The organism is Exiguobacterium sp. J17977 (genome assembly GCF_018616375.1).
GTDB classification, from domain to species: Bacteria; Bacillota; Bacilli; order Exiguobacteriales; family Exiguobacteriaceae; genus Exiguobacterium; species Exiguobacterium mexicanum.
In genome coordinates this window covers 1-25,968 of record NZ_JAEQBB010000008.1, presented here as the reverse complement: position 1 = coordinate 25,968, position 25,968 = coordinate 1, and the positions used below count along the sequence as shown (strand labels likewise).

21 protein-coding genes and 2 riboswitches are annotated in these 25,968 nt (G+C 49.3%); of the genes, 14 read left to right on the top strand and 7 right to left on the bottom strand.

Annotation, left to right across the window (positions count from 1 at the left end; genetic code table 11):
• Positions 1 to 108 precede the first annotated feature (108 nt).
• From KNO58_RS13150 to KNO58_RS13130, 5 genes are all read left to right on the top strand, one after another.
• Positions 109 to 378 carry a PTS sugar transporter subunit IIB gene (locus KNO58_RS13150; RefSeq protein ID WP_214754607.1) on the top strand — a complete coding sequence of 90 codons (270 nt, stop codon included), beginning with the start codon at positions 109 to 111 and terminating at the stop codon, positions 376 to 378.
• Positions 362 to 2,395 carry a BglG family transcription antiterminator gene (locus KNO58_RS13145; RefSeq protein ID WP_214754605.1) on the top strand — a complete coding sequence of 678 codons (2,034 nt, stop codon included), beginning with the start codon at positions 362 to 364 and terminating at the stop codon, positions 2,393 to 2,395. The genes KNO58_RS13150 and KNO58_RS13145 overlap by 17 nt, the downstream gene beginning before the upstream one ends.
• Before the next feature lie 166 nt (positions 2,396 to 2,561).
• Entirely contained in the window at positions 2,562 to 3,983 is a 1,422-nt protein-coding gene (locus KNO58_RS13140) for a PTS mannitol transporter subunit IIBC (protein ID WP_214754602.1), read from the top strand.
• Positions 3,984 to 4,027: 44 nt separating this feature from the next.
• Positions 4,028 to 4,459, top strand: a complete 432-nt coding sequence (locus tag KNO58_RS13135; RefSeq protein WP_114167330.1) for a PTS mannitol transporter subunit IIA — start codon at positions 4,028 to 4,030, stop codon at positions 4,457 to 4,459.
• Positions 4,459 to 5,604 (top strand): mannitol-1-phosphate 5-dehydrogenase, encoded by a 1,146-nt coding sequence (locus KNO58_RS13130; RefSeq protein WP_214754600.1) that lies wholly within the window; start codon positions 4,459 to 4,461, stop codon positions 5,602 to 5,604. Before KNO58_RS13135 ends, KNO58_RS13130 begins: the two co-directional genes overlap by 1 nt.
• A 76-nt stretch (positions 5,605 to 5,680) precedes the next feature.
• Here the strand turns inward: KNO58_RS13130 and KNO58_RS13125 are convergent, their stop codons facing one another.
• Entirely contained in the window at positions 5,681 to 8,038 is a 2,358-nt protein-coding gene (locus KNO58_RS13125) for a bifunctional diguanylate cyclase/phosphodiesterase (RefSeq protein ID WP_251026255.1), read from the bottom strand.
• A gap of 161 nt (positions 8,039 to 8,199) precedes the next feature.
• On the opposite strand from KNO58_RS13125, the gene KNO58_RS13120 reads away from it, so the two are divergent.
• Entirely contained in the window at positions 8,200 to 9,042 is an 843-nt protein-coding gene (locus tag KNO58_RS13120; RefSeq protein WP_214754598.1) for a CPBP family intramembrane glutamic endopeptidase, read from the top strand.
• A 26-nt stretch (positions 9,043 to 9,068) separates the two neighbouring features.
• Positions 9,069 to 9,602, top strand: a complete 534-nt coding sequence (locus KNO58_RS13115) for a GNAT family N-acetyltransferase (RefSeq protein ID WP_260570892.1) — start codon at positions 9,069 to 9,071, stop codon at positions 9,600 to 9,602.
• Between the two features lie 23 nt (positions 9,603 to 9,625).
• On the opposite strand, the gene KNO58_RS13110 is transcribed toward KNO58_RS13115, so the two are convergent.
• The 3 genes from KNO58_RS13110 to KNO58_RS13100 form a co-directional block, all read right to left on the bottom strand.
• Positions 9,626 to 10,954, bottom strand: coding sequence for an N-acetylmuramoyl-L-alanine amidase family protein (locus KNO58_RS13110; protein WP_214754596.1), 1,329 nt, complete (start codon positions 10,952 to 10,954; stop codon positions 9,626 to 9,628).
• A 204-nt stretch (positions 10,955 to 11,158) separates the two neighbouring features.
• Complete coding sequence (locus KNO58_RS13105; protein WP_058765666.1) at positions 11,159 to 11,410, bottom strand: hypothetical protein; 252 nt, start codon at positions 11,408 to 11,410, stop codon at positions 11,159 to 11,161.
• A gap of 57 nt (positions 11,411 to 11,467) precedes the next feature.
• On the bottom strand, positions 11,468 to 12,142 hold the full coding sequence (locus KNO58_RS13100) for a hypothetical protein (protein ID WP_214754594.1): 675 nt from the start codon (positions 12,140 to 12,142) through the stop codon (positions 11,468 to 11,470).
• Between the two features lie 274 nt (positions 12,143 to 12,416).
• On the opposite strand from KNO58_RS13100, the gene KNO58_RS13095 reads away from it, so the two are divergent.
• Positions 12,417 to 13,679, top strand: coding sequence for a tetratricopeptide repeat protein (locus KNO58_RS13095; RefSeq protein WP_214754592.1), 1,263 nt, complete (start codon positions 12,417 to 12,419; stop codon positions 13,677 to 13,679).
• Between the two features lie 61 nt (positions 13,680 to 13,740).
• On the opposite strand, the gene KNO58_RS13090 is transcribed toward KNO58_RS13095, so the two are convergent.
• Both KNO58_RS13090 and KNO58_RS13085 read right to left on the bottom strand, forming a co-directional pair.
• Positions 13,741 to 14,058, bottom strand: a complete 318-nt coding sequence (locus KNO58_RS13090; RefSeq protein ID WP_214754590.1) for a hypothetical protein — start codon at positions 14,056 to 14,058, stop codon at positions 13,741 to 13,743.
• Positions 14,059 to 14,260: 202 nt separating this feature from the next.
• The gene (locus tag KNO58_RS13085) at positions 14,261 to 16,099 is read right to left on the bottom strand and encodes an ATP-binding protein (protein WP_251026254.1); all 1,839 of its coding nucleotides are present in this window, start codon (positions 16,097 to 16,099) and stop codon (positions 14,261 to 14,263) included.
• A 262-nt stretch (positions 16,100 to 16,361) separates the two neighbouring features.
• Between KNO58_RS13085 and KNO58_RS13080 the strand changes: the two genes are divergently transcribed.
• The 6 genes from KNO58_RS13080 (at position 16,362) to KNO58_RS13055 (ending at position 24,714) form a co-directional block, all read left to right on the top strand.
• Positions 16,362 to 16,967, top strand: coding sequence for a flavin reductase family protein (locus tag KNO58_RS13080; RefSeq protein ID WP_214754588.1), 606 nt, complete (start codon positions 16,362 to 16,364; stop codon positions 16,965 to 16,967).
• A 172-nt stretch (positions 16,968 to 17,139) separates the two neighbouring features.
• Complete coding sequence (locus tag KNO58_RS13075) at positions 17,140 to 18,093, top strand: AAA family ATPase (protein ID WP_214754586.1); 954 nt, start codon at positions 17,140 to 17,142, stop codon at positions 18,091 to 18,093.
• Positions 18,090 to 19,157, top strand: a complete 1,068-nt coding sequence (locus KNO58_RS13070; protein ID WP_214754584.1) for a DUF58 domain-containing protein — start codon at positions 18,090 to 18,092, stop codon at positions 19,155 to 19,157. Before KNO58_RS13075 ends, KNO58_RS13070 begins: the two co-directional genes overlap by 4 nt.
• Positions 19,154 to 21,250: a transglutaminase domain-containing protein gene (locus KNO58_RS13065; protein WP_214754582.1), complete on the top strand. Its 2,097-nt coding sequence runs from the start codon at positions 19,154 to 19,156 to the stop codon at positions 21,248 to 21,250. The genes KNO58_RS13070 and KNO58_RS13065 overlap by 4 nt, the downstream gene beginning before the upstream one ends.
• Positions 21,251 to 21,289: 39 nt before the next feature.
• Positions 21,290 to 21,390, top strand: a riboswitch (purine riboswitch).
• A 111-nt stretch (positions 21,391 to 21,501) separates the two neighbouring features.
• Complete coding sequence (gene guaA, locus KNO58_RS13060) at positions 21,502 to 23,025, top strand: glutamine-hydrolyzing GMP synthase (protein ID WP_251026263.1); 1,524 nt, start codon at positions 21,502 to 21,504, stop codon at positions 23,023 to 23,025.
• Between the two features lie 137 nt (positions 23,026 to 23,162).
• Positions 23,163 to 23,264, top strand: a riboswitch (purine riboswitch).
• 88 nt (positions 23,265 to 23,352) lie between these two features.
• Positions 23,353 to 24,714, top strand: a complete 1,362-nt coding sequence (locus KNO58_RS13055) for an NCS2 family permease (RefSeq protein ID WP_251026253.1) — start codon at positions 23,353 to 23,355, stop codon at positions 24,712 to 24,714.
• A gap of 20 nt (positions 24,715 to 24,734) precedes the next feature.
• On the opposite strand, the gene KNO58_RS13050 is transcribed toward KNO58_RS13055, so the two are convergent.
• Entirely contained in the window at positions 24,735 to 25,568 is an 834-nt protein-coding gene (locus KNO58_RS13050) for a VanW family protein (protein WP_214754578.1), read from the bottom strand.
• Between the last annotated feature and the right edge of the window lie 400 nt (positions 25,569 to 25,968).

Genomic DNA, 25,968 nt, shown 5'->3' with positions numbered 1-25,968 from the left:
GTGCTTTTTACTGCTTGCCGATATTTTTGCCAACAAGCAAAATAGTAGGTGAAGTAAGCGGTTCCATCGTATGGTTATATAAAGATAAGCGATGAAAGAAGGTCTGACATGAACGTATATATTGCCTGTCCATGCGGGTTCGTCACGAGCGCGATGGCGGCGAAGCTGTTTGCTGAAGCGTGTTCGGCAAAATTGTCATGTGTGATTCAACACGGCACGTATCGGGACATTCCGGAAGACGTGGATTGGATTATCTATCAAGCCGGGACTGCGACGATCGATCATCCGACCGCGCACGTTCGCTCGGTCAGATACATGTTATCGCTCACGGAATATCGACAACTCGTCGAGGAATGGGTGAATGGATATGAAACATGAGTGGAGCGCGCGGGAGCGCTCGATTTTACTACATCTATTGGCAACGGAGACGTCGACACCGCTCGCGGAAATCGCGCAAGCGGTCAATTTGTCTGAGCGGACGATTCAACGGGAGCGTCAACTGCTCGAGGGCATCTTGCGCGAGTTCGAGTTGGAACTCGCTTGGCAGCGCGGGCACGGTCTCAGTCTCATCGGTCGTTCCGATGCGAAACAGCAGTTACGCGAAGATTTGATTTTGTCGGCCGAGGCGATTCCGACGGCCGAGGACCGTATCTTCGAGCTCGCCTGGCGGCTACTGTTTGAAAAAGACACGCTCAAGCTGCAGGCGGTCGCGAAACAGATGCACGTCTCCCCGAGCACGCTCACACAAGACCTCGAGAAACTCGATCGTTGGTTCGATGAGTATCATCTAGAAGTCGAACGGAAGAAAGGGGTCGGGGCTCGCGTCCTCGGCCTCGAAGCCGAGAAGCGGAAGCTGATGATCAATGCGCTCCTCGCCCATTGGGACACGCTCGCGTTTTATCGGTTCGTGCGCGGGGAGGATGACTATATCCCGGCGTTCTTAAAGACGGTTCCGTGTGATGTCATGCTTGAGGCGCTCCGTGACGGTTATGACTATCTAAAGGAACATCCGTATGAGCGGATGGACGACCGGACCATCATGCGGGTGACGTTCGCCTATGGCGTACAACAAGCCCGTCTCGACGCTGGTTTCTTCTTAGAGATGTATACGAAAGGACGATCAGACGACTATTTGAAAGTCGCACACGACATGGAGACGGCACTCGGGACGCCGTTCTCGATGGCGGAGCGCGTCTGGTTTGCCGAGGAAGCGAACCGACTCCGTTCGTTAAAAGAACAGATGAAAGAAGATGAGGAAGAGCGCTGGGTCATGCAGATCCGAGTGCATAAACTCATCCATCACGTCTCGCTTATTCACGGATTCGCCTTCACGGACGATGCCGCGCTCGAGAAAGGGCTCCTCGCCCACATCTTGTCGAGTATGAACACGCAAGCCCTGCCTGATACGAACACGGTCCGTCCCCACATCGACCGTGACTATCCGCATCTGCGATCGGCCATCCAGCAGGCGGCCGATATCGTCTTCGGGACGAATACGTTCACGGAAGAAGAGACCGTGTTTTGGGCGATGCATTTCGCCGCCGCGCTCGTCAAACCGGTCCGGCGTCGCGAATATCGGGCCCTTGTCGTCTGTTCGGCCGGTCTCGGTTCCTCAAAGATGCTCGTCAACCGGGTCAAACAAGAGTTTCCGGAGATGCAGGACGTCGTCAACTCCTCGTTGTTCGGGCTCGAGCAGCATCGGCTCGACGACTATGACGTCATCTTATCGACAGTCCCGTTGCCACCGTTGTCCGTACCGACGCTCATCGTCAATCCGTTGTTGACGAACGAAGAAGTGCAACGCGTCCGCCATTTGCTGTTATCGCTCCCACAGTCGTTCCAGACGAAAGAGAAGAGCCACTCGACGATGCTCGACTTCAACGAACTCGGTGCCCTTGTCGAGACGTTCGAACGGATGGACCGGCAGTTCGATCTCGTCACGCTCGATAATAGCGACCGATTAGAAGATATCTTGCTCGATATTGGGACGCACCTCGAAGAACGGGGTCTCGTCCAAAGCGGCATCCAGTTATCGGCCCAATTGCTCCGGCGTCATGAAGTGGCCGGTCTCGGGATTCCCGGCACGAAGCTGGCGTTATTCCACGGACGTCATGCGTCAATCGAGCGGGCGAGTGTGTTCGCGTTCGATTTGAAACAGTCGATTCCACTTCTGATGATGGATCAATCGACCGAGCCGGTGTCACGTCTGCTCGTCCTGCTCGCACCGGAAGAGGCAGACGACGTCGAACTTCAGTTCCTCAGTGCCGTCAGCGGCTCGTTGATTGAGAGCGAACAACATATGAATGTATATAGTACCGGTTCAACGCAACAACTGCGTCTGTTGCTCCATGAATGTATGAAGAAACTGATTCAAGAGACGTTGCACGAAAAATGACCCGCCGTGGTCATTTTTTTATTTGGCATAGAATGTTGCCAAAGTATGAACTGAATTGAATTGAGAAAGCGCTTACGCTGGGACTACAATACGAGTGTAGAGCACAAACCGGTTAGCTACACTACAACAATCTACCTTTCACAATAATCGACTGGAGGTTTTATACATGGCGAATGCGCAAGCTGGCTCGGGCGGGGTTCGAGTCAAAGTACAACGGTTCGGGAGTTTCCTGAGCGGGATGGTCATGCCGAACATCGGTGCCTTCATCGCCTGGGGGATTATCACCGCCCTCTTCATTCCAACGGGCTGGTGGCCGAATGAAAAATTAGCAGAACTCGTCGGTCCGACAATCACGTATCTGTTACCGCTCTTAATCGGCTTCACCGGCGGTAAGTTGATTCATGACGTACGAGGCGGAGTCGTCGGGGTACTCGCCACGATGGGGGTCATCGTCGGGACGGACATTCCGATGTTCCTCGGTGCGATGATCATGGGTCCACTCGGCGGATATGTCATTAAACAGTTTGACCGTCTCATCGAAGGTAAAGTCAAAGCTGGATTCGAAATGCTCGTCAACAACTTCTCGGTCGGTATCATCGGTGGTCTTCTCATGATTGGTGGCTTCGAAGTGTTCGGGCCAATCATGAGCGGCCTCGATAAAGTCATGGCGGCCGGTGTCGACTGGATCGTCGGCGCGAAATTGTTGCCAATCGCAAGTTTGTTCATTGAACCGGCGAAAATCTTGTTCTTGAACAACGCAATCAACCACGGGATTTTGAGCCCGCTCGGTGTCGACCAAGTGGCAGACGCTGGGAAGTCGGTCTTGTTCTTACTTGAAGCAAACCCAGGACCAGGTCTTGGCTTACTGCTCGCGTACATGGTGTTCGCTAAAGGGGCGGCCAAACGCACAGCACCAGGAGCTGCCATCATTCACTTCCTCGGTGGGATTCACGAGATTTACTTCCCATATGTCTTGATGAAGCCAGTCTTGATTTTGGCAATGATCGCTGGGGGCGCAACAGGCGTGTTCACATTCGTCTTGTTCGATGTCGGTCTCGTCGCACCAGCGTCACCAGGTAGTATCTTCGCGATTCTCGCGATGGCGTCACGCGGTTCTTACGTTGGATTGATTGCGGGGATTCTCTTGTCCGCAGCGGTCACGTTCGCTGTGGCGAGTGTCATCTTGAAATCAAGCGCAGCAGAAGAAGTGTCACTCGAAGAAGCGACACAGAACGTCAGCGCGATGAAAGGCAAGCAGTCGTATGCGTCGGCTCTCGTCCACGACCGTCTCGATAAAGTCGATCACATCATCTTCGCTTGTGACGCCGGGATGGGTTCGAGCGCGATGGGCGCGTCGGTGCTTCGCAATAAAGTGAATAAGGCGAATTTGCCAATCAAAGTCACGAACACGTCAATCAGTCAATTGCCGAAAGACGCTCAATTCATCATCACCCACGAGGATTTGACGGACCGGGCCGAGGCACAAGTGCCGGATGCGATTCACCGTTCGGTCACGAACTTCTTGAACGCCGACTATTACGATCAATTGATCGAAGAAATTAAAGCAGAACGCAGCAAAATCTCATAACACAAGTAGACAGAGACAAGGGTTAAGGTATAGGAGGAACTAAAATGCCATTCATTCAGACAGAGATGATTCGACTCAACCAATCGTTCAACACGTCGGCCGAAGCAATTGACGCAGCCGGTCAAGTGTTAGAAGCAGCCGGGTGCGTGTCGCCGGCTTACGTCCAAGCGATGCACGAACGTCAAGCGCTCTCGAGCGTGTATATCGGGAACCACGTCGCGATTCCGCACGGGACCGAGGAAGCGAAATCCGCTGTTCAAAAGACGGGGATTTCCATCCTCCAAGTGCCGGCCGGCGTCGATTTCGGTGGCCAGACGGCGAAACTCGTCATCGGGATTGCCGGTGTGGATGACGAACATTTGGAACTCCTGTCCCAAATCGCGGTCATCTGTTCCGATGAGGATAACGTCGAACGCCTCGTACAGGCGAAGACGAAAGAAGAGATTTTGTCGCTATTCATGGAAGAGGTGGCGTAATGAAAGCCGTACATTTTGGGGCAGGGAACATCGGCCGTGGCTTTATCGGATTGTTGCTCAATCAGAGTGGTTACGAGGTCACGTTCGTCGATATTAACGATACCGTCATCCAAGCGTTAGAAGAAAAGCGATTTTATGAGGTAGGATTCGCCGAAGAAGGCGTCGACAACGTCGTCGTCGACCGAGTCCGTGGGGTCAACAGCTTGACGGATCCGGAGCGTGTCATTGCCCTCATCGCCGAGGCCGATCTCGTCACGACCGCGGTCGGGCCGACGCTGTTACCGAAAGTCGCGCCACTCATCAGCGAAGGACTCCGTGAACGCGAGACGTCGGCACCAGTTTATGTGATTGCTTGCGAGAACATGATTGGCGGTAGCGCATCGCTGCACCAAGCCATCGAAGCGTCTGGCGGTGTCGGAACAGCAAATGCCTCGTTCCCGAATGCGGCCGTCGACCGGATTGTCCCGCTGCAACAGCACGCAGACCCGCTATTCGTCGAGGTCGAGACGTTTTACGAGTGGGTCATTGAGACGAACGGATTGGCCGAGCGGCCGCCGCTTCGAGGTGTGACGTGGGTCGACGAGATTGGACCATACATCGAGCGGAAGCTGTTCACGGTCAACACCGGCCACGCCATCGCATCGTATATCGGTTCCTTGTTCGGGAAAGAGACGATTGACGAGGCGTTGAAAGACCGCCGTGTCCGCCAAGTCGTGCAAGGCGCGTTGTATGAGACCGGTTGGCTCCTCCTCGAGAAATACGGGTTCGAGGCGAAAGAACACAGCCAATACATTCAAAAGATCATCAAACGATTCGAGAATCCGAAGTTGAAAGATGAAGTCTCACGTGTCGCCCGCTCACCGATTCGTAAGCTCGGACCGAGTGATCGGCTCGTCAAACCGGCCCGCGAACTCATCGATAACGGCATCGAACCGAATGAACTGGCCTACGGAATCGCGGCTGCCTTAACCTATTACAACCCTGAGGATTCAGAATCTTCTGAACTCAATCTTTCCATCGAAGAAGACGGCATCGTCTCAACGGTAGAAAAATATCTCCAATTGCATGAGGACGATACGCTGACAAAGCTGATTCTCGAGCAATACCACTTGATTCGCGAGCAAGAAAAAGCGCAAGTCTCGTAAACCAATTCTCCCGTGCCTGGTGGCATGGGAGAATTTTTGCATACAAAAAGACTGTAGCGCAGGGGCTACAGTCTGATCAAGCACGGGTCTTTCCGAACTCAATATACGTTGTGACCGATTTGACATGTTTCACGACGTCCTTTTCAAGAAGTGGACGACTGAAGTAATAACCTTGGACATAATCACACTGTTCGTTCAATAACCATTCAAGCTGATCTGACGTCTCGACACCTTCCATGAGCACTTTCATATTGAGGTTGTGGCCGAGCTGAATCATCGAGCGAACGATGGCTTCCTGGTTCCGGTCGGTGAACAAGTTGACGATGAACGACCGATCGATTTTCAACACTTGAACCGGCAGCTCACGCAATTGACGGAACGATGAGTAGCCCGTCCCAAAGTCGTCGAGTGAGATTAAAATCCCAAACTGATGCAGTTGGGAAAGTTTCTCCCGTGTCGATGCCTCATAAAACAGCATCGACGACTCCGTCACTTCGAGCTCGAGGAACATCGGATCCATCCCGGTCTCATCCAAGATGGCCTGAAGCGACTCGACGAAATCTTCCCGCGCGAACTGGAGCGGCGAGACGTTGACCGAAAGGGTGAACGGTTTCACGCCGGACTTCTTCCAACGGACCCATGCCCGACAGGACTCACGCATGACCCAGCCACCGATTGGATGAATCAGGCCGGTGTTCTCTGCAATCGGAATGAAGTCGTCCGGTGCTACAGAACCGAGTTCCCGATTGTTCCAACGGAGGAGCGCCTCGACCCCTTCGAGTCGATTTTGCGTGAGTGACACTTTTGGCTGGTACACGAGTGAAAACTCGTTGCGGTCGAGCGCTTGAGCGAGCCCCTTCTCGATTTCGACGGTGCGCAGGATTTGATGTTTCGACTCGTCTTCAAACTCTTTGATTTGGTTCTTCCCGGTCCGTTTCGATTCGTGGACGGCGAGACGCGCGTACTGGACGAGCTCTTCAGCCGACTTCGTATCGTTTGGATAATGACTAATTCCAGCGCTGAGCGTCAGATCGACAGTCGTGCCATCGATATCGAACGGTTGCGAGATCGCCTTGATACACTTTTCGGCTTTCTGTTTGGCGAGCGTGCTGCGCTTGTCGAATAGCAAGATGATGAACTCGGATGAACCGACGCGTGTCAAAATGTCATCCGGATGAATCGTCACTTGTAGACGCTCCGCGATTTGCATCGTCAGTTCGTCCGATCCGTGATGCCCGAGCATATCGCTCAAGAAGCGCCAACGATCGATATCGATGTAGAGGCAAGCGACCGGATCTTCGATTCGGATATGCTCAGCCAAAATTTGTTCCAACTTGTGCCGGTTTGGCAAATTTGTGAGCGTATCGTGATACGCCATATGTTCGACGAGCCGCTGTGAGGCAATCGTCTCCGAGACGTCGCGCATGAACCAAAGTACTTGGTCCATCGTTTCCCCTTTGAGCGGATAGCTCGTCACTTCAATCGTCCGGTCGTCGAAATCGACGCGTCTCGGTTCATGAAACGGTTGATTGATGGTGAGCGACGGATGATAGTCTTGGAAGAATGCATCCTTCTCGACTTGGTCGAACAAGCGATAGAACGCTGTGTTCGCGTATTGAATCATCCCGTCTTTCGTCGTCGTGACGACCGCATCCGTCGTGGAGTCAAGAATCGTTGCTTGAATGAAATCCCGTTTCCGAAGATGACGGTCAATCGTGAGTGATAAGAAGAAGATGGCAAACAAAAGAATCGTGATTGCCGTCACGAGCCATGCGAGCAACGAAGGCTCAATCGCATTGGCGAACGGTCTGTCTGTCTCGACAAACGTGAACGTCGCCGCCATCATGCCGACGAAATGCATGCCGAAGATGGCGACACCCATCAAGAGGGAGAAGAACACTTTCAATTCGATGTGCATTTTTTTCTCGGTATATTTCGAAAAGAAACCGATCCACAAGGCAACGAGCGATGCGCCGAGCGCAATTAAAATCGAGAGTGCCGCCAACCATGGATTGTAGGAAGTCGTGACGCCTTGGAGCGCGGCCATTCCGACATAATGCATGCTGGCGATACTGCCTCCCATGACAAGGGCTGCACCAATCAGGGCCGGACGGGTTGTGCGGCGCGAGACGATGAAGAAGCCGAACACGCAGCCGGCCATGGCGATGACGACGGACAAGACGACGTAAGGGACCGCATACGTAATCGGTCGCAACACCTCATGGGCCAGCATGGCGATAAAGTGCATGGACCAAATGCCGAGACCGAGCGTCGCGCCGCCAGCGATGATCCAGACGTTTTGGACGGAACGGTTCGCTGAATTGACACGACGCGCCAGTTCAATGGCGGCGTAAGCGGAAACGGCGGCAATCAGATAAGACAGAATCACAAGAAAACCATTGTGACTCATTGAGTGTTCAACGACTGGTTCCATATATACCTCACTATGAATGTAATTTTGTTGTAATTTTCATTATACCTTGGAAAACAAAAGTCCATCTATCATTTTGCTTTTTATAATGAAAATATTTTTTGCGTGAAATAGGGAAGTCGTTCGGAAAGCGGGTAAACTACGGATAGAAGGAGGGGAGACGAGTGATTCCGACAAAGAAAGAAATCATCTTATTTCTCCTCATCGCGTTCGGGTTCTCATGGCTGGCGTGGTGGGGACTGTATTCCGCAACCGGATTGCCGATTCAGGCGATCGTGCTGATTGGGGCGTTCGGTCCAAGTCTAGCCGGCAGTTATATGGCGTTCCGGGAGAACGGTTGGGAAGGTGTCACGACGTTATGGAAGCGGGGATTCGAGTGGCGAATGTCCGGAAAATATTATGCGTTCGGCCTATTGTTTCTGCCGTTAGTGTTCCTGATTTCCCATTGGTGGTCTGACACAGGAGGAGGGCTATTGTTTGAACGTCCATGGCTCATCGTGCCGACGTTCTTCTACATGCTGTTCCTTGGCGGGACGATTCAAGAAGAGTACGGCTGGCGAGGTTATTTGCTCGACGCGTGTCAATTGAAGACGACCCCAATCAAAGCGAGTCTGTTTGTAGGTGGCGTTTGGACCGTCTGGCATACACCACTCTTTTTGATGGAGGGGACCGCTCAAGCGCTCATCCCGTTTTGGGCTTACGCCATGGCGATTCTCGCCTTCACGTTCATCATCTCTTGGCTCTATAACGTGACGACAATGAATTTATGGTCCGTTTTCTTGCTTCATACGATGTTCAACGTCTCTTTCGCACTTATTCCGTTAATGGAGCCAGGCGTGTTCCCAATCGGCTTTCTTCATTTGACGTTATTGCTTGTCACGACCGCGATCGTCTTGATTTGGCAGACACACGGACATCTCGGCTACGATCACCTCGAGCAGCTCGAGGCGGTGGAAGGGTCGCATCAATCGAACGTTACGCCAAAACCGGACGCGGGTAAAGACTAGCACGTATCATTCAGGAACAGAGGGAAGTGGACAGATTGAAATTTCGCCCGCTCGAACGTGAAGATGTAAAGCCGCTCCAACGGCTGTTTATGGAGAGTCTGAGTGATTTGATTCGCCGAGAACAGTTTGAGGATGCAGACTTGTTGGATGAGGAAGTAGGGCGGTTGAATACGACCGTCCAAGACAGTTTCGAGGACGAGACCGTTCAAATTTTCGTGGTGATTCAAGATGACGTCATCGTAGGGACGGCCGCGATTTTACCTCCGAACGACATCATTACCGCCCACGTCGACATCGAGCCAAACGTTCCTGAAATCGGATGTATGTACGTCTCGCCTGGATCCCAACGCCAAGGTGTCGGTCGTTTCCTGATTGACAACCTGAGACGGCAGCTCGTGGCGAATCGACAAACGGCGTTCTATTTAGATGCCGGCTTTCCGACGTCACAAGCTTATTGGGAGAAGCGACTCGGCCCGCCGCTCGTGACGATTGAGCACTATTGGGGGCCGGGGGCGCATCATAAAATTTGGTGTTGCCCCGCCGATGAAAAAGAGACCTGATCGCGTGCGATCAGGTCTCTTGCTTATTTATAAGTGCTCATGAATTGATGAATCCCAGAAGCGGTGGCATCTGCCATTCGTTGCCGGTATGTGGTGCTCGTCAAGTGCGAGCGGTCGTTCGAGTTGCTGATGAAGCCATATTCGACAAGCGTCGATGGGACGCTGTTCTTGCCGACGACATAAACGTTTTGATATTTCACACCGCGGTTACGAATCGTTGGGATGCGGACACCGAGCTCACGGTTGATGGCTGCCCCTAAACTGCGGCTGGCCGAGATGTACGGGTTCGTCGTATAACTTTCACCGGTCGGGACGAGGACTTCGTGACCGTGGTAAGACGTGTTCGTCGACGAGTTGTTATGAATGCTGACAAAGGCGCTACCTTTATACGACTTTGTCAATTCGACGCGTTGTGCGAGCGACAAGTACACGTCGTTCGAACGCGTCATTCGTGCATTATAGCCATATGTATTCGAGAGCGTGCTCGCAAGGCGTGCGGCGATATCGAAAGCGATGACTTTTTCGTATACGGATCTGTAAACAGCGCCTGGGTCATTCCCGCCGTGTCCGGCATCGATGACAATCGTCCGGCCAGTACCGGTTGAGGTCGTCGGTGTCGTCGTCGTGGCGGGCTTCAAGTATTCGGAAGCGACGTAACCGGTCTTGCCGCCGTAACTGACCTTATACCAAGAGCCGTACTTGCTGACGTACTTAACGGTGGCGCCGTTCGGGATGGTCATCAAGACCGTGCTCCATGAGGCTGCCGTCAAGCGCATGTTCAAGTTGACCGTCGTCTGGTATGACGTCGTAGAAGTCGTCGTGGTCGGGGCTCCCGTAGCAGTTAAGTATTGCGAAGCGACGTAGCCAGTCTTACCGTTGTAACTGACTTTATACCAAGAGCCGTAACGACTGACGTATTTCACAGTGGCGCCGTTCGGGATGGTCGTCAAAACCGTGCTCCATGAGGCAGCCGTCAAGCGCATGTTCAAGTTGACCGTCGTTTTATAGTACGAGGCTGAGCTCGGCGTCATCGTCGAGGCAGTCGAAACTTTCACATATTGCGAAGCGACGTAGCCGGTCTTGCCACCGTAGCTGACCTTGTACCAAGATCCGTACGTGCTGACATATTTGACGGTCGCTCCGTTTGGAATCGTCAAGAGGACGGGACTCCATGTAGCGGCACTTAAGCGAAGGTTCAAGTTAGCTGTTGTCGTGTATGTAGAGGCAGCTTCGACTCGGCTCGATTCGAAACCGGTCGGCGTCAAGTCGAATGGGGCGACGGCCATGCCACCAATGACAAGGGAAGAGCTAAGCAACAGTTTCAAGTTCCAAGATGATTTCGTTTGGTTCAATCGAGATCCGCTCCTTTATTCATAGATAGGTGAAGTAGCTGTGAAATGAAATCGTCATCATGTCTCCGTTATTATATAAGGAAACAAGAAAAAAATGGAGGTTAATATGTAAATTGTTTGACTTTTTTTCAATACGTTCATTTCCAGAGTTTCGGAAATAAAAAAAGAGACGCACGAGGGCGTCTCTGGCGTCTCTTTTAACGATTAAGTAAGGCGTGGGAAATCATCAGCGAATGTTTTAACAGGCTCTTCGATTTTCGTAAGGCGTGGAAAATCATCTGCAAATTTTTGAATAGGGGCCTCAAGTTTAGTTAAACGCGGAAAGTCATCTGCTGCAGGTTTTACAATCATATCGATTTTCGTCAAACGTGGAAAATCGTCTGCTAGCGGCTTGAAAGAAGTTCCGAGTAAAAAGAGTGCTGTGGCAATAAAGAAAATTCCAGTTAATTTTTTCATGATAATTCCTCCATTGTAGGGTGGTGTATTTTGTAAGCTGCGATCCCTAATATGATTTTACTCAGAAAATGGTGATTCTAGCAATGAATAAATCGCATCAGATTGCTGTTCAATGCGAGATTCTAAGTCACCAATGTACTGTTGAGGTATATTTGGTTCATGTAAAATAAATTTGTCATTATTTTCTTTTGTGCTAGATGACAAAATTGGAACGTTTGCTTCTTGACTGAGTAAGGTGCTACATAAAGGAGTAAATCTGTTTTTAAATTGTGTAAGTGGTTCTGGATTCCAACAAATAGAGGCTTCAGGAAGAACATATAAAATATGACCTTCTTTCAATAGTGCTAAACACTGTTTAAGGACACTGTCATATGCTTGTTCTATATTTATATATCCGAATTCTTGGAAATGTTTCTCATAGACGGTTTTCGAACTGCGCTTTAAAATAGAAAGAGATAGTTCAGGGCCTAAAACATAAATGCGCTTGTACATTTTGTTTTCTTTCAATGTTTTAGCTATGAGTCGTGGTAAAGTTTGATAGTAATCAACTTGGAAAGCGTTAACTATAAATCCTGTTGATGAACGTAACAATTGGGTTAAATGTTCTAATCCTTCAAATTGACTTCGATCAGACGAAGAATATGAGGCATCAAAGATGTTTTGTTGTTTTGATTGAAAATAGATTTTTGGTTTAATGTAGTCTTCAGCAAGCAAGAAATTTAACTTTCCCATATGCTAAATTCACCTCCATTATTGAATGTCCATATTTTTCTGGTGGCAGATTGTTAATAAACCAATGGACCTAAGTTAATCACTAATATACTAGTTCTTATATAAATCTTAACATGTATATTAGGACATTCGTTCAGTATTCGGTTGGGAAAATTAGTGCAAAAAGCATTAGATTTTTTGAGGTTTTTAGCTTCCATTTTCCTAAACGGTAGGAAATAGCGAATAATTAATATAAAAACTAATCATATTTGGGACGAAGGAGCTACTACTTGAGATGGAATATAACTACGGTAACCTTATTAAAGTAGAGCGCATGCGTAGGAACATGAAGCAATCTGTCTTAGCGAGAGGTATTTGTTCTATATCGTATTTAAGTAAGATTGAGAATAATCAAACTACACCTAGTGAAGAAGTACTAGAATTAATTTTTGAAAAGTTAAATATAAATGTCCCTGTTTATTTTGATTTTAGTCAGCAAGTTGATAAAGTCAGAGAAGAAATTCAAACTATTCTAAGAGAAGCAGTTCTAACGAGAAAAGATGAAGATAAAAGAAAGCAGATTGAAAAATACATTTCTAATCCAGTAGTTAATCAATCAAAAGAATTATACATCATGCTATTGATTACATTAGCAAGATTCGATTTGATGCCTGGAGGAAAAGGGCGCTATTTAAACGAACTTGGATGGCTCGAAGACCAATTAGATCGCGATAATAAAATCAGATATTTGCTCATGCAAAGTTTGACTCATTTTCAATCAAACGATAAAGAATCCTCATTGCAACTTTTAGAACAATTAAATGAACAATTGCCTACGTCTAATATTCCTGATTGGGAGATTGCAGATATGCGATATATCATGGGAGGATTGTACTATAAGTCGACGGATTATTTACAGGCCATTGAAAACGTTAAATTTGCACTCGGTTATTTTAAAGATAACTTTTATGTAGAACGAATAATTGAATGTCATTTAATTATTGGGCTTTCTTACAAAAGAAGAAAGCGTTATTCAGAATCATTGTCCCATTACGAACGCGCTACTAAAGTTACTAGCGCAACCGATTTAAAGTATTACAACGGAATGTTGTATAATAATATGGGTGAAATTTATTCTTTGTTAGGTAATCAAGAAAAAGCGTTAGAGTACTTTCTTGAGAGTCTGTCTTACAAGTCCGATCCTAAAAGCAAACTCTATAGTGTACTTTCTTTGATTGAAGTTTATGCTGAACAAGAGGATTCAAATGGCGTTATAAAATGGCTTGGCAATGGATATGAGATTATAGGTAACCATGAAGGGTTAGAAGAATTTCATCATCACTTTGAGGTTTATCGAAATTGTTATAAAGAGCACGATAAATTAAAATTGATTAGTAGCTTGAAAAAAGCTGTCCAATATTTTGAGTCTTTCGATGACTATTTGTACACAAACAAATACGCCCTTTGGTTAGCGCGTGAGTTACGTGAAAATGGGAAGTATAAACTATCCACTGAATACTATGAAAAATCCATTGCGATTATGTCTCGATGGGATTAACGCCTCCTCAGGCGTTCTTTTTTTGCACAAAAAAAGAGACGCCCGAATCGTCTCTCGTTATTTATGGAGTGGTGAAATAATGAATCGTCCAAATCGGTTCGTTCATTAATGCTTCATCTTCCACATGGCCCGTTTGAACTTGTTGGAGCAGGTGAATGATATGTTTTTGCAAATTGGCGTCGTGTGAGCCGCTTCGCAAAATGCCATCTTCACTCGCGATGATATAAAATCCACCCAACCGCAAAGGAATATGACGTCTAACAATCGATACGGCAGCTTGCAGTTCAGCTTGCCCGCCTTGAAGTGGCACGTTTATATCAAAACGTCCCCATTGTTTAAAGTCGCCTAGTTCTGAAAACGGTGGGTCGCGGTGATCCAACTTCATGACCTCCAATCTTGTCTGTCTCTTCCTTACTAGTATAGCTCTTTTTCTAGAATTAGCCTGCGAGAAAAATAGGAAGGGTGCAACGATATTGCCTCCGCTTCTCGATATTATTCTTTTTCTAGATTATCCCAAAACATTCCTGCAAAAAATAGAAGCTACGGCGTAAAAAACACGACCGGAACGACTCCGGTCGTGTTTATTGATGAATCACTTCTTTTGACGTCGGCAACTCACAAATAAAGGTACTGCCTTCCCCGTAAATTGATTCAACATGTAAATGTCCGTCGTGCGCTTTCGCGATTTCTTTACAGATGGCGAGACCAAGTCCCGTGCCTCCGATTTTCCGGCGGTCTGAATTATCGACTCGGTAAAACTTGCCGAACAAGTTCGGTAACGCCGATGAAGGGATGCCCATCCCGTTGTCTCGAACTTTCATGACGACTTGATCTTCTAATCGTTCTAATGAAACGAGGACGTTGCCGCCTTCTGGGGAATACTTGATGGCGTTACTGAGTAGGTTACCGAGCAACTGCCGCATGCCTTCCAAGTCGGCCTCGATTTTAAAGTCCTGTCCGACATCGGCATCAAGGTGTAGGTGATGCAAGTCGGTCGTCTCTTGATAAAAACTGATACTATCGCGGGCGAGCTCGAGTAAATCGACCGTCTCCCATTCGAACGTCTGTTTTCCGGCTTCCATTTTTTGAAGGTCGAGGAAATCGTTGACCAAGTAAGAGAGGCGCTTTGCTTCGTCATGAATCGTCTTCAAGTACAGCTCGCGGCGGCTCTCCTTCAAATCACGCTCAAGCATCAACTCTGTGAATCCGTAGATAGATGACAGCGGCGTTCTCAATTCGTGAGAGACCGTCGAGACGAGCTCCGACTTCATGCGGTCGATTTCCGTCTCGGCCGTCACATCGCGCAACACGAGCATCGTGCCGTGGATTTTTCCATCTCGGTAGATGCTCTCGGCATAAACCTGAAGGAAGCAATCACCTTGATCCAATGAAATCGATAGGCCATCTTCTGGTGGCTCTTGATCGAACACACGCTCGATATAACTGATGAAGCGGTCTTGTTGGTCGACGCGTTCAGCGAACTGTTCGATGTCAATCGATAACGTTGTCAGTTCTTCATAGCCCGCGTATTCGAATTGAAGTTCATCGAACATACGAATGAAGGCGCGGTTGCCGACAATCGTATCTTCCTCGTAGTTAAAATAAAGTATGGCTTCGCGAACCGAGTTGATTAACTGTGCCGTCTCTTTTCGGTCTTGCTGCATCTGGCGATAAAGCCGTGTCCGTAAGAGCGAGATGGCTAACTGGTTCGCGAAAGCGTTCAATTCGGATGTTTCACTCGCATCGAACGGTTCATCGTAACAAGCCAAATATAAGCAACCGATCATCGTCCCATCTGACGGGTCTTTTACCGGTATGACCGTTTCATGGATATAGTACGGGTAGCCATGGAGCTGGTCAGCAACTTTCTTCGAACTTGCCTCGAGCGTTCGGGAAATCATGACGCGTTTGAGCAAGAGCGACTGTACTTTCAAATCTTCTTGTTGCTCTTCCGTCATCCCTTTTGGTACGACAGAGGTAATTTCATTGTCCTTGACCAGCAATACAGCTCCAAACTCGGCTTCGGTCAGCCAGACAATCTTTTCGATGACAGCTGAATAATCGAGTAACGATTCTTTTGAAGCGAGCACTTCAATCAACTCGTTCCGGTATTGCAGTTTTGTCTCGTTTTGTTTTGATGCCTCGAGCACCGATTGCATCTCTGCTTGCTTCGCGTGCATCTTCTCGTTTTGTCTGAGCATCCGTGTAATTAACGGACGTCCAATTAATAAAATAGCAGTGATAAACATGACTAGCCCGATCATCCAAATCCAGCGCAACGTCAACAGTTCGGTCGGTGAGACGTTATTGTCCCGGACGAACCATGCGCCGGTCGCCGTTAAAAAGAGACTGGCGATACAGACCCCGTAGAGGATGCCGAGAATTTGACGACTGTTCAATTGTTCAACCCACTTGCTCATAATACGCTCTACTTCCTTCCTTAACTAAAAACCATCTCCAATTCCATCGTCGTATAACGGAAATATACATAAAGATAAATCTGATGAACACCGAATTGCTCAAACAACGTGTCATTTAAGATTCTCTATTTAAATGTTATATCTAGACCGATATACCCCGGATTTACGTATCTTACACATTCAAATGTGCTTCCGATTGACACGGACGAAGCGAACAGGATAGCTTGAAAGAGAAGACATGATTAAGGGAGAGGGTGCTCTTATGTTATCGATTGAACCATCAGCGTTAACCGAACGAGATACGTATAAATTTCTAATCGGAAGTGTCGTTCCGCGGCCGATTGCATTCGTGACGACCCGAAACGGTGAGACAATCAATGCTGCGCCGTTTAGCTACTTCAACATTGTGACCTCTGAACCGCCACTACTGTCGGTATCGGTGCAACGGAAGAACGGTGTCATGAAAGATACGGCGCGCAATGCGGTCGCGACCGAAGAGCTCGTCATCCATATCGTCGATGAGACGAATGTGGCGCTCGTCAACGAGACGGCAGCGAATCTAGGACCAACGGAAAGTGAGCTCGATCGGACGACGTTCACGACCGTACCGAGTGATGTCATCGTGACGCCAGGCGTAAAAGAAGCCAAAATCCGGATGGAGTGCAAACTACATCATCACGTCCCAATCGAGCATGACGGGAAAGTGACAGCCGACTTATTGATTGCGCGAGTCGTGCGATTCCATATCGACCCAGCCCTTTATGAAGTCGGTAGAATTGATGCCGAACGATTGGCACCGGTGAGTCGACTCGCCGGAAACTTCTATGCGACGCTCGGCGAATCGTTCGAAATCGAACGGCCGAAATAAATGCACTGGCGCCTGCTCAAATCGGAGACAAGGCGCCTTTTTTCGGGTAAAGAACGGAAAGCCCATTGGCATGATACTTTTCTTTCACACGAGCGCTCGAATGTGTCACAATAAAGTCAGAACATTCTAAATACTAATGTGTCAACGATCAGAGAAAAAAGGGGAGTCGGCTATGTCATATCGTCCAGCCATTCAATCAATCATCAATGCCGTTGAGACGGTGATCGTCGGAAAAGAAGACGTCATCGCAAAGAGTTTGACTGCTTTACTTGCCGGAGGGCACGTGTTGTTAGAAGATGTCCCAGGTGTCGGGAAAACGATGCTCGTCCGGACGTTCAGTCGAGCCATCGATTTGGATTTCAAGCGTGTCCAATTCACACCGGACATGTTGCCGTCCGATTTGACCGGAATCTCGATGTATAACCAAAAGACGAAAGAATTCGAATATCGGCCGGGTCCCTTGATGGGTAATATCGTGTTGGCCGACGAAATCAACCGGACCTCTCCGAAAACACAATCGGCCTTGCTTGAGGCGATGGCTGAGCGCAGCGTGACCGTCGACGGTGAAGTCAAAATCTTACCGTCCCCGTTTTTCGTCATGGCGACGCAAAACCCGATTGAGCATGAAGGGACATACCCGCTTCCGGAAGCCCAGCTAGACCGGTTCCTCCTAAAAATCGAGATGGGCTATCCATCTTTTAATGAAGAGATCGCATTGCTGACGCGGTTTGAGAAAGCGGAACCGCTTGAGGCGCTACAGAGCGTCATTACGAAGCATGAAGTCGAACAAATGCAGCGGGAGGTGCGTGATGTGCACGTCTCGAGTGCGGTCAAACAGTATATCGTCCGCTTGATTCACGAGACGCGCAACGATCCGAACACGTATCTCGGGGGCAGTCCACGGGCGACACTCGCTCTAATGAAGGCTTCACAGGCGTGGGCGTATATCCATAACCGTGACTTCGTGCTACCGGATGACGTGAAGGCACTCGCCGGCAGTGTACTCGGCCATCGAATCTTATTGACGGCCGAAGCGCGTTATAAAGGGAAAACGGCCGAACAGCTCGTCAAAGGTTGGCTCGATACACTTCCGGTGCCGATGGATCGTGAGGTCAAAGAAGTATGAAAAATTGGATGAAGCTGTTCCTTGTGTGGGCGGCGGCATTCGGACTTTACGCATTCGCCCGGATTGAAGGGAGTATCGTCGCGTCGACGCTCTGGTGGTCATTTTTCGTCCTGGCCGTCTATTGGACGATGTTTATGATTTATCCGGTCACGGCTGCGAACGTGTCACGTCGTGTGACGACGAAACGGCTCGTCTCGGGACAAACGATGGACGTGGAGTTGCAAGTGGAACGGAAATACCCGTTCCTTGTCGGGGTCGTCACGTTAGAAGAGACACCGCCGCCGCGACTCGCGACATCGACGGACGTCATCGTTACCCCAGTCGACCGCTTCTTTCGACGGACGGAAAAGGTCCATTACGAAATCGAACAGATTCGTCGAGGCATTCATGTATTCGATCGGACCGTCCTTCACGTGCGTGATGTGTTCGGACTGTTCGACCGCAAACGGACGTTGCGGCTCGAGACGGTCGTCGAAGTGTCACCGGCTGAACTTCCGTTCGACTTGCCGCGTGACGAGCAAGTCGGTGGGCGGGGCGAGCAGTATCGCCGCACGCGGACGTATACCGAGGTCGCCAATACGACGAGCGGTGTCCGTGAGTATGCGGCCGGTGACCGCATCGGTCGCATCGATTGGAAAGCATCGGCTCGACGCGGGAATTTAATGACGAAAACGTTCGACGAAGAGCAGGAGAAAAAACTGTCGCTCGTCTTCGTCCCATCGACCACGGCCGGGCATGAAGAGGCGTTCGAACGCTCGTTGTCGCTTCTCGTCGGGGCGATCCGACAACTCGAACGGAAAAATCTGCCGTTCGAGCTGTACGTCATCGAAGAACAGGTCCGTCTATTCCATTTGCCGGACCAAAGCGCCGAGGTCGGTCATTACTTGTTGACGGCGACGCCGGAGCCGGAAGGGCGCCTTGTCGAACGAGTGAAGCGCAACCTGCCACAAGAAGTAGGGAACTTGATTTTGATTAGCCCGCTTGAGACGAAATGGGTGCGCGAGATCATGAATGAGACACAAGGCAGCTATCACTTGTACACGGCGAACGAGGTGACGACATGACGGCATGGATAAAGCGAATTGTCTATACGGCGCTTGCCGCCTACTTGTTGTCGTTTTGGGCCGAACCGATTGTTGGCAGTACGACATTTGATGTCAACTGGCCGTTCTTGTTCCTGCTTCTCGTTCCGATGTTTGCGAGCTTGTTGCCTTGGTATGGTTTTATTGGCGTGGTCGTCTTCAACTTCTTTATCGTCTTGTACGTATACCATGGGAGTATCCTGGATTGGTTCGGTCTGTGGTTAGATGATTTGAGCGGAGTATTGAGCGGGGCTTTGCCAGAAGAAGCGATTTTCTTCTCGGCGATGGCGCTCATTGGGGTACTGTTCGCCATCTTGGTCGGACGCACGTATCCAAGCTACGGCTTCGTCCTCGGCATGATCGTCTCGACGCTCGGATTGATGGCTTACTTTGACACGTGGACGCTTTATGACGGGGAAGGAAAGATTTTACTCGCGATTTTAGCGTCGCTTCTCTTGCTCTTTGTCACCGACCTGGCGAAGCGACCAAGTAAATCACTCGTTCGCTACGTCAGCATCGCGCTCCTTGCCTCAGTCGTATTGGCGCTCGCAAGCGTGTCACCGACGCTCGAGGGTGATTGGTCCGACCGTTTGACGACGAGTTTTCAAAACGCGGTGAACGATGAAGGTTCAGGCAGCGGTCGAGTCGGCTATGGGGTGAACGATGAACAACTCGGCGGGCCGTTTGAGCAAGATGACGGCATCGTCTTCATCGCCCGTGGTGTGCCGGCACGCTATTGGCGCATCGAATCAAAAGAGATTTATACAGGGAAAGGCTGGATTGAGTCGCCGGTTCTCGATTCCGAATATAACCGGGGACAACTCGTCGATCAAGCTGTCGATACGACACCGGAACAGGCGTTGCTCCGATTTGACCGGCGCCAGACGTTCGTCCCGTACGGCGGGGAATATCCGCAGGCGACCGAGACGGAAAACGGCACTGAGTTCCGAGTTGGAAATATCGAAGAACCGTTTCCGAACGAGACGATTCACATCCGACCGTCCGGGAAAATCGTGTTCGACAATGATGGACAGACGACGCCTCAGACGATTCAACTCCGCTACAGTGTTCCTTCCTTTACAGAAGAGCAACTGGCATTGAATGAACCGGTGACGACGTTGACGGAAGAAGAGCGGCAGGCGTACTTGCAATTGCCGGATTCGCTTCCGGATCGGGTCCGTGACTTGTCGGCGGACATCACAGCCGACAGCGAGACGCCTTATGATCAGGCCCAAGCGGTCGAAGCCTACTTCCAATCTGGGGATTTCCAATACAATACGGAAGATGTGGCCGTACCGGAAGGGGATACCGATTATGTCGATCAATTTTTGTTCGATACGTTAATCGGGTACTGCGACAACTTCTCGACCTCTGCTGCCGTCCTGCTTCGGGCGAGCGGAGTTCCGACGCGTTGGGTCAAAGGTTTCACGATGGGCGATGCGCGCGGAATTATCCAAGGGGAAGAAGAATATACCGTCCGGAATCGACACGCCCACTCATGGGTAGAATATTTTGTGGAGGGTGCAGGTTGGGTCCCGCTCGAGGCGACCATCAGTTTCTCGGATGCCAACTTGCTTCAAGTCGAGACTGAGGACGAAGCGAATGCAGACGATCCAGCGGCCAATGATCCACAAGCGTCGCAAGATGACGAGCCGACAAATCGTCCACAAGAAGATTTGGCACTCGATGATGTGACGTCAGGAGAAGCGGCGACGGAAAACTGGAATATGCCGGTATGGGGCTGGATTGTAATTGTCTTTACGGTTGCCGTTCTCGTATGGAATCGTAAATCAATTGAACGCCTCGTCATGATGATCTGGTGGACACGGCGTCCCTTGAATGAAAATCGACTCGTTGCCATGCATCGCTATTTGGTTAAACGGCTTCGCGGAGCTGGTTTCAAAGTTGACGGTCGCACGCCGTCCGAACTCGCAGCCGAGGTCGATGCTTATTATGAATCGACGGAAATGACGCGATTGACCCGGTTATTTGAACAAAGTATTTACGCCGAAAAAACGCCAAATTCAAAATATAAAGAATATTGGAAAATCATGATTCGTCGAATTATGAGTTGAAGTGGGCGGATGCATACAGTAAGATAGACGCATTAGTTAGATAATTGAACAGCATTCCTTCGTATATACTCGCGAATTGGCGCGAGAGTCTCTACCGGACCACCGTAAATGGACCGACTATGAAGGAGCACGTTTCGTATACACAGAAAAGGGCGTGCTTCTTCTTCGGTTTGGTGAATCCGTAGGAGAAGCTCGCTCTTTTTTTGAGAAGAAGGCAGAAAGGTGGAGGTTTTGTGAAGATAGAACAAGAGATGATTTTGGTGCTCGACTTTGGAGGCCAGTACAACCAGTTAATCACACGTCGCGTGCGTGACCTTGGCGTATATAGTGAGCTTCATTCCCACAAGATGACCGCTGCTGAGATTCGTGAACTGGCACCAGCCGGGATTATTTTCTCGGGTGGACCGAACAGTGTGTACGCGGAAGGCGCCTATCGCTGTGACCCGGAAATTTTCGAACTTGGCATTCCGATTTTCGGAATCTGCTACGGCATGCAGCTCATGACGCATCACTTCGGTGGACGTGTCGAACGAGCGGCGCATCGCGAGTACGGAAAAGCGACGCTTTTCTCGACACCAGAAGCGTCGGCGCTCTACACGGGCCTCCCAGTGGAGCATACGGTATGGATGAGCCACGGCGACCTTGTAATGGAAGCCCCGCCAGGATTTATCGTTGATGGGACGAACCCGTCATGTCCGGTCGCTTCAATCAAGAGCGACGACCTCAAAATGTACGGCGTCCAGTATCACCCGGAAGTCCGTCACTCTGAGTACGGTAACGACATCTTGAAAAACTTCATCTATGAAGTGTGTGGAGCTAAAGGTGAGTGGTCGATGGAGAACTTCATCGACATCGAAGTCGAGAAGATTCGCGAGATCGTCGGCGACAAGCAAGTTCTTTGCGCGTTGTCAGGCGGCGTCGACTCATCGGTTGTCGCAGCGCTCGTTCATCGTGCCATCGGCGACCAGTTGACGTGTATGTTCGTCGACCATGGTTTGCTCCGTAAAAACGAAGCGGACAGCGTCATGAAGACGTTCGCGGACGGCTTCAACATGAAAGTCATCAAGATTGACGCGCGGGACCGTTTCATGGCGAAACTTGCTGGCGTTTCGGATCCGGAACAAAAACGTAAAATCATCGGCAACGAGTTCATCTACGTGTTTGACGAAGAAGCGTCGAAACTTGTGGACATGGACTTCCTTGCCCAAGGTACGCTTTATACGGATATCATCGAGAGTGGGACGGATACGGCTCAAACGATCAAGTCGCACCATAACGTCGGTGGACTTCCGGAAGATATGAACTTCACATTGATTGAGCCACTCAACACGCTCTTTAAAGATGAAGTACGTGAACTCGGGACGGAACTTGGGTTACCGGACTATATTGTTTGGCGTCAACCGTTCCCGGGACCAGGTCTTGGCATTCGTGTCCTCGGTGAAATCACAGAAGAGAAACTTGAAATCGTGCGAGAGTCAGATGCGATTCTGCGCGAAGAAGTGAAGAAAGCCGGTCTTGAACGTGACATTTGGCAATACTTCACGGTCCTTACACCGATTCGTTCGGTTGGTGTCATGGGCGACGAGCGGACATACGACTATGCGGTCGGCGTCCGTGCCGTCACCTCGATTGATGGGATGACTTCAGATTGGGCTCGCATTCCATGGGATGTACTCGAGAAAATCTCAGTTCGCATCGTCAACGAAGTCAGTCACGTCAACCGTGTCTTGTACGACATCACATCGAAGCCACCAGCAACGATCGAGTGGGAATAATCACCAGAGGGGAGCCATCCCCTCTGTTTTTATTTGGTAAATCCGAACATTAAAGCAAATTAATCGATTAAAATCCGTCATTTAAGTTGACATTCGATTTCGTCGTTGTTAAGATAAAAACGTTCTTATCATATCCGAACAATTAAAAATTATTTTGCCGTATAATATCGGGAATATGGCCCGAGAGTCTCTACGAAATCACCTTAAATGATTTCACTACGGCGAGACATAGATCGGGGACGTATGTCCCTGTATGTTTCGCGTGGGGTCTCCGGTTATCAATCGGGGACCTTTTCTCGTTTTACGGCGAGCCAAGGAGGAAAACCAATGAGCACACAGCTCAAGCAAGAACCAAATCACCAACCATCAGGAAACCGGATTGAACGTTACTTCCAATTGAATGAGCTTGGAACGAACGTCAAAACGGAATTGGTCGCAGGATTCACTACGTTCCTAGCGATGGCTTACATTTTGTTTGTTAACCCGAACGTATTAGGGGAAACTGGTATGGATATGGGTGCTGTCTTCGTAGCAACAGGCCTCGTTGCCCTCGTCGGTTCTCTCATGATGGGTTTGTTCGCTAACTATCCGATTGCCATCGCTCCAGGTATGGGACTTAACGCCTTCTTCGCTTATAGTGTAGTTCTCGGCATGGGGATTCCATGGCAGACGGCACTATCGGGGGTTCTCGTTTCTGGTTTATTCTTTATCGTGTTAACACTGTCAGGGATTCGTGAGACAGTTGTCAACGCAATTCCGGGACCACTAAAAATGGCGGTCGCGGCAGGGATTGGTTTCTTTATCGCCTTCATTGGTTTGAAAAATGCTGGTATCGTCGTTGCCAACGAAGCGACGCTCGTCGGTCTCGGTTCACTCGGAACAGGGACGACACTCCTGTCAGTATTTGGTCTTGTCGTGACAGCCTTGTTAATGGTTCGAAACATTAAAGGTGGAATCTTCATCGGGATGCTTCTCACAGCAATTGTCGGGATGATCTTCAATCTTGTACCGACACCGACTGCCATCTCGGACATCATCTCGGCACCACCGAGCATGTCATCGACGTTCGGCCAAGCGTTCATCAATTTCTCAGAGGTTTTCACAGTCCAAATGCTAGTCGTCATCTTGACGTTCTTCTTCATTGACTTCTTTGATACAGCGGGTACGCTCGTAGCGGTAGCTCGTCAAGCAGGAATCATGAAAGACAACAAAGTGCCGCGTGCGAGTAAAGCGCTCATGGCTGACTCAACAGCAACAGTGGCAGGTGCAATCTTCGGGACATCGACTGCGACGTCATATGTAGAATCGTCAGCAGGTGTAGCGGCCGGTGGTCGTTCGGGCTTGACGGCTGTATTCGCTGGTTTGTTCTTCGGATTGGCGCTCTTCTTCTCGCCACTCTTGGCAGTCGTTACATCGGCAGTCACAGCCCCTGCATTGATTATCGTGGGAGTGCTCATGGCTTCGGCTTTACTCGATATCGACTGGAGAAAGTTAGAAATCGCGATTCCTTCATTCATGACGATTCTGATGATGCCGCTCACTTCGTCGATTGCGACGGGGATTGGACTCGGGTTCATCTTGTATCCACTCATGATGATCGCGAAAGGGAAGACAAAAGAGATCCACCCAATCATGTACGGCATGTTAGTGATTTTCTTGGCTTACTTTATATTCTTGCCACACGCGTAATGAAACGAAACCGACTCGGTTTATGAGTCGGCTTTTTTGTATGCTGTGTTTTCAGGTAAGAAGGGGTCGTACATGGTTAAAGCATGGTTTTCTGTGATGAACTCATTTCGGATAAACGTGCCATCCTGTGAGAGGACGCTTCTAAATATTTGGTTATGCCGAACGGTTCCGCCCCACCATTCGTTCGTGAAGTGATGGTTTTCTTCATATATCTTATATTTAACGGTTGGTGGCGTATTGGACCGCCATTGCCCTACGAGATAATCACCCTCTATATATAGAAGGAGTTGAAACGTCTGCGCCGTCCGGTTGGTGATTTGAAGGTCTAAATAGTTGTAGGAACATGTGGCGCCACTCCCGAATGGTTGATCTCTTCGTGAATCAGGGAAGACATCATAACTGTGACGGTAACGCTCGGTCACTGTGAGTGGGCTATGGAGCGTAATCCAATAAATCAAGTTGGATAATTGGCACAATCCGCCCCCGGTTCCGGTCGTGACCTTTCCGTAATGCAAAATCATTCCGTCCACATAGCCTTTTCGTTTGGTAGGTCGCCCGATGGTTTTCCAATACGAGAGCACTTCGTTCGGAGAGACGATGATGCCATTTAACTGTTTGATGGCGATATTGAGATTGATGACTTTGTTCTGTTGCATCTCGAGATCGACGTCGCGTAATCTTCGGTAGAGTGGGGTGCGATGCTCGTGGATAAGATAAGGCAACGGTATAGTGTTTCGTTGAGCGGTATACCGTTTCCCGTCCGTCATCCATTGAGCCTGGCGTTTTAATGTGTAATACTGGGTTCCTGCCCATATGCGCAGGTTCGATCGTTTCTTTGGCTGCAGTTGAAGCATTGAGTGTCACCTTCTTTAAGTTGGTATTGGTGTGTATTCGCCAACAGGGGATAATGCCCTTCTCGAAATCAAGGAGTTAAAATGAAGAGGATAAAAAACTTTTAAAGTTTTTTTAGAATAATGCTTGCCATGTGGTAGAAGGGGATGCTATAGTTATCTCTGTTGCCAGCGATGCTTACAACTTAGTAAACAAACTGGTTGACACACAATAATGATAAATGTTATTATCATTTAGTCGCCAAGAGCGACAGACGAACTTTGAAAACTGAACGATGAGGCAAAAATGATTTACAATTTTTGAATGAAGCGCAAGCTTCGTCATGTTTTAAAGAGCTATATCAAATTCTTTGGAGAGTTTGATCCTGGCTCAGGACGAACGCTGGCGGCGTGCCTAATACAT

Coding starts and splice junctions, on each gene's coding strand:
- KNO58_RS13150 (WP_214754607.1), top strand. CDS start 109: ATGAACGTATATATTGCCTGTCCATGCGGGTTCGTCACGAGCGCGATG.
- KNO58_RS13145 (WP_214754605.1), top strand. CDS start 362: ATGGATATGAAACATGAGTGGAGCGCGCGGGAGCGCTCGATTTTACTA.
- KNO58_RS13140 (WP_214754602.1), top strand. CDS start 2,562: ATGGCGAATGCGCAAGCTGGCTCGGGCGGGGTTCGAGTCAAAGTACAA.
- KNO58_RS13135 (WP_114167330.1), top strand. CDS start 4,028: ATGCCATTCATTCAGACAGAGATGATTCGACTCAACCAATCGTTCAAC.
- KNO58_RS13130 (WP_214754600.1), top strand. CDS start 4,459: ATGAAAGCCGTACATTTTGGGGCAGGGAACATCGGCCGTGGCTTTATC.
- KNO58_RS13125 (WP_251026255.1), bottom strand. CDS start 8,038: ATGGAACCAGTCGTTGAACACTCAATGAGTCACAATGGTTTTCTTGTG.
- KNO58_RS13105 (WP_058765666.1), bottom strand. CDS start 11,410: ATGAAAAAATTAACTGGAATTTTCTTTATTGCCACAGCACTCTTTTTA.
- KNO58_RS13100 (WP_214754594.1), bottom strand. CDS start 12,142: ATGGGAAAGTTAAATTTCTTGCTTGCTGAAGACTACATTAAACCAAAA.
- KNO58_RS13095 (WP_214754592.1), top strand. CDS start 12,417: ATGGAATATAACTACGGTAACCTTATTAAAGTAGAGCGCATGCGTAGG.
- KNO58_RS13085 (WP_251026254.1), bottom strand. CDS start 16,099: ATGAGCAAGTGGGTTGAACAATTGAACAGTCGTCAAATTCTCGGCATC.
- KNO58_RS13080 (WP_214754588.1), top strand. CDS start 16,362: ATGTTATCGATTGAACCATCAGCGTTAACCGAACGAGATACGTATAAA.
- KNO58_RS13075 (WP_214754586.1), top strand. CDS start 17,140: ATGTCATATCGTCCAGCCATTCAATCAATCATCAATGCCGTTGAGACG.
- KNO58_RS13070 (WP_214754584.1), top strand. CDS start 18,090: ATGAAAAATTGGATGAAGCTGTTCCTTGTGTGGGCGGCGGCATTCGGA.
- KNO58_RS13065 (WP_214754582.1), top strand. CDS start 19,154: ATGACGGCATGGATAAAGCGAATTGTCTATACGGCGCTTGCCGCCTAC.
- guaA (WP_251026263.1), top strand. CDS start 21,502: ATGATTTTGGTGCTCGACTTTGGAGGCCAGTACAACCAGTTAATCACA.
- KNO58_RS13055 (WP_251026253.1), top strand. CDS start 23,353: ATGAGCACACAGCTCAAGCAAGAACCAAATCACCAACCATCAGGAAAC.
- KNO58_RS13050 (WP_214754578.1), bottom strand. CDS start 25,568: ATGCTTCAACTGCAGCCAAAGAAACGATCGAACCTGCGCATATGGGCA.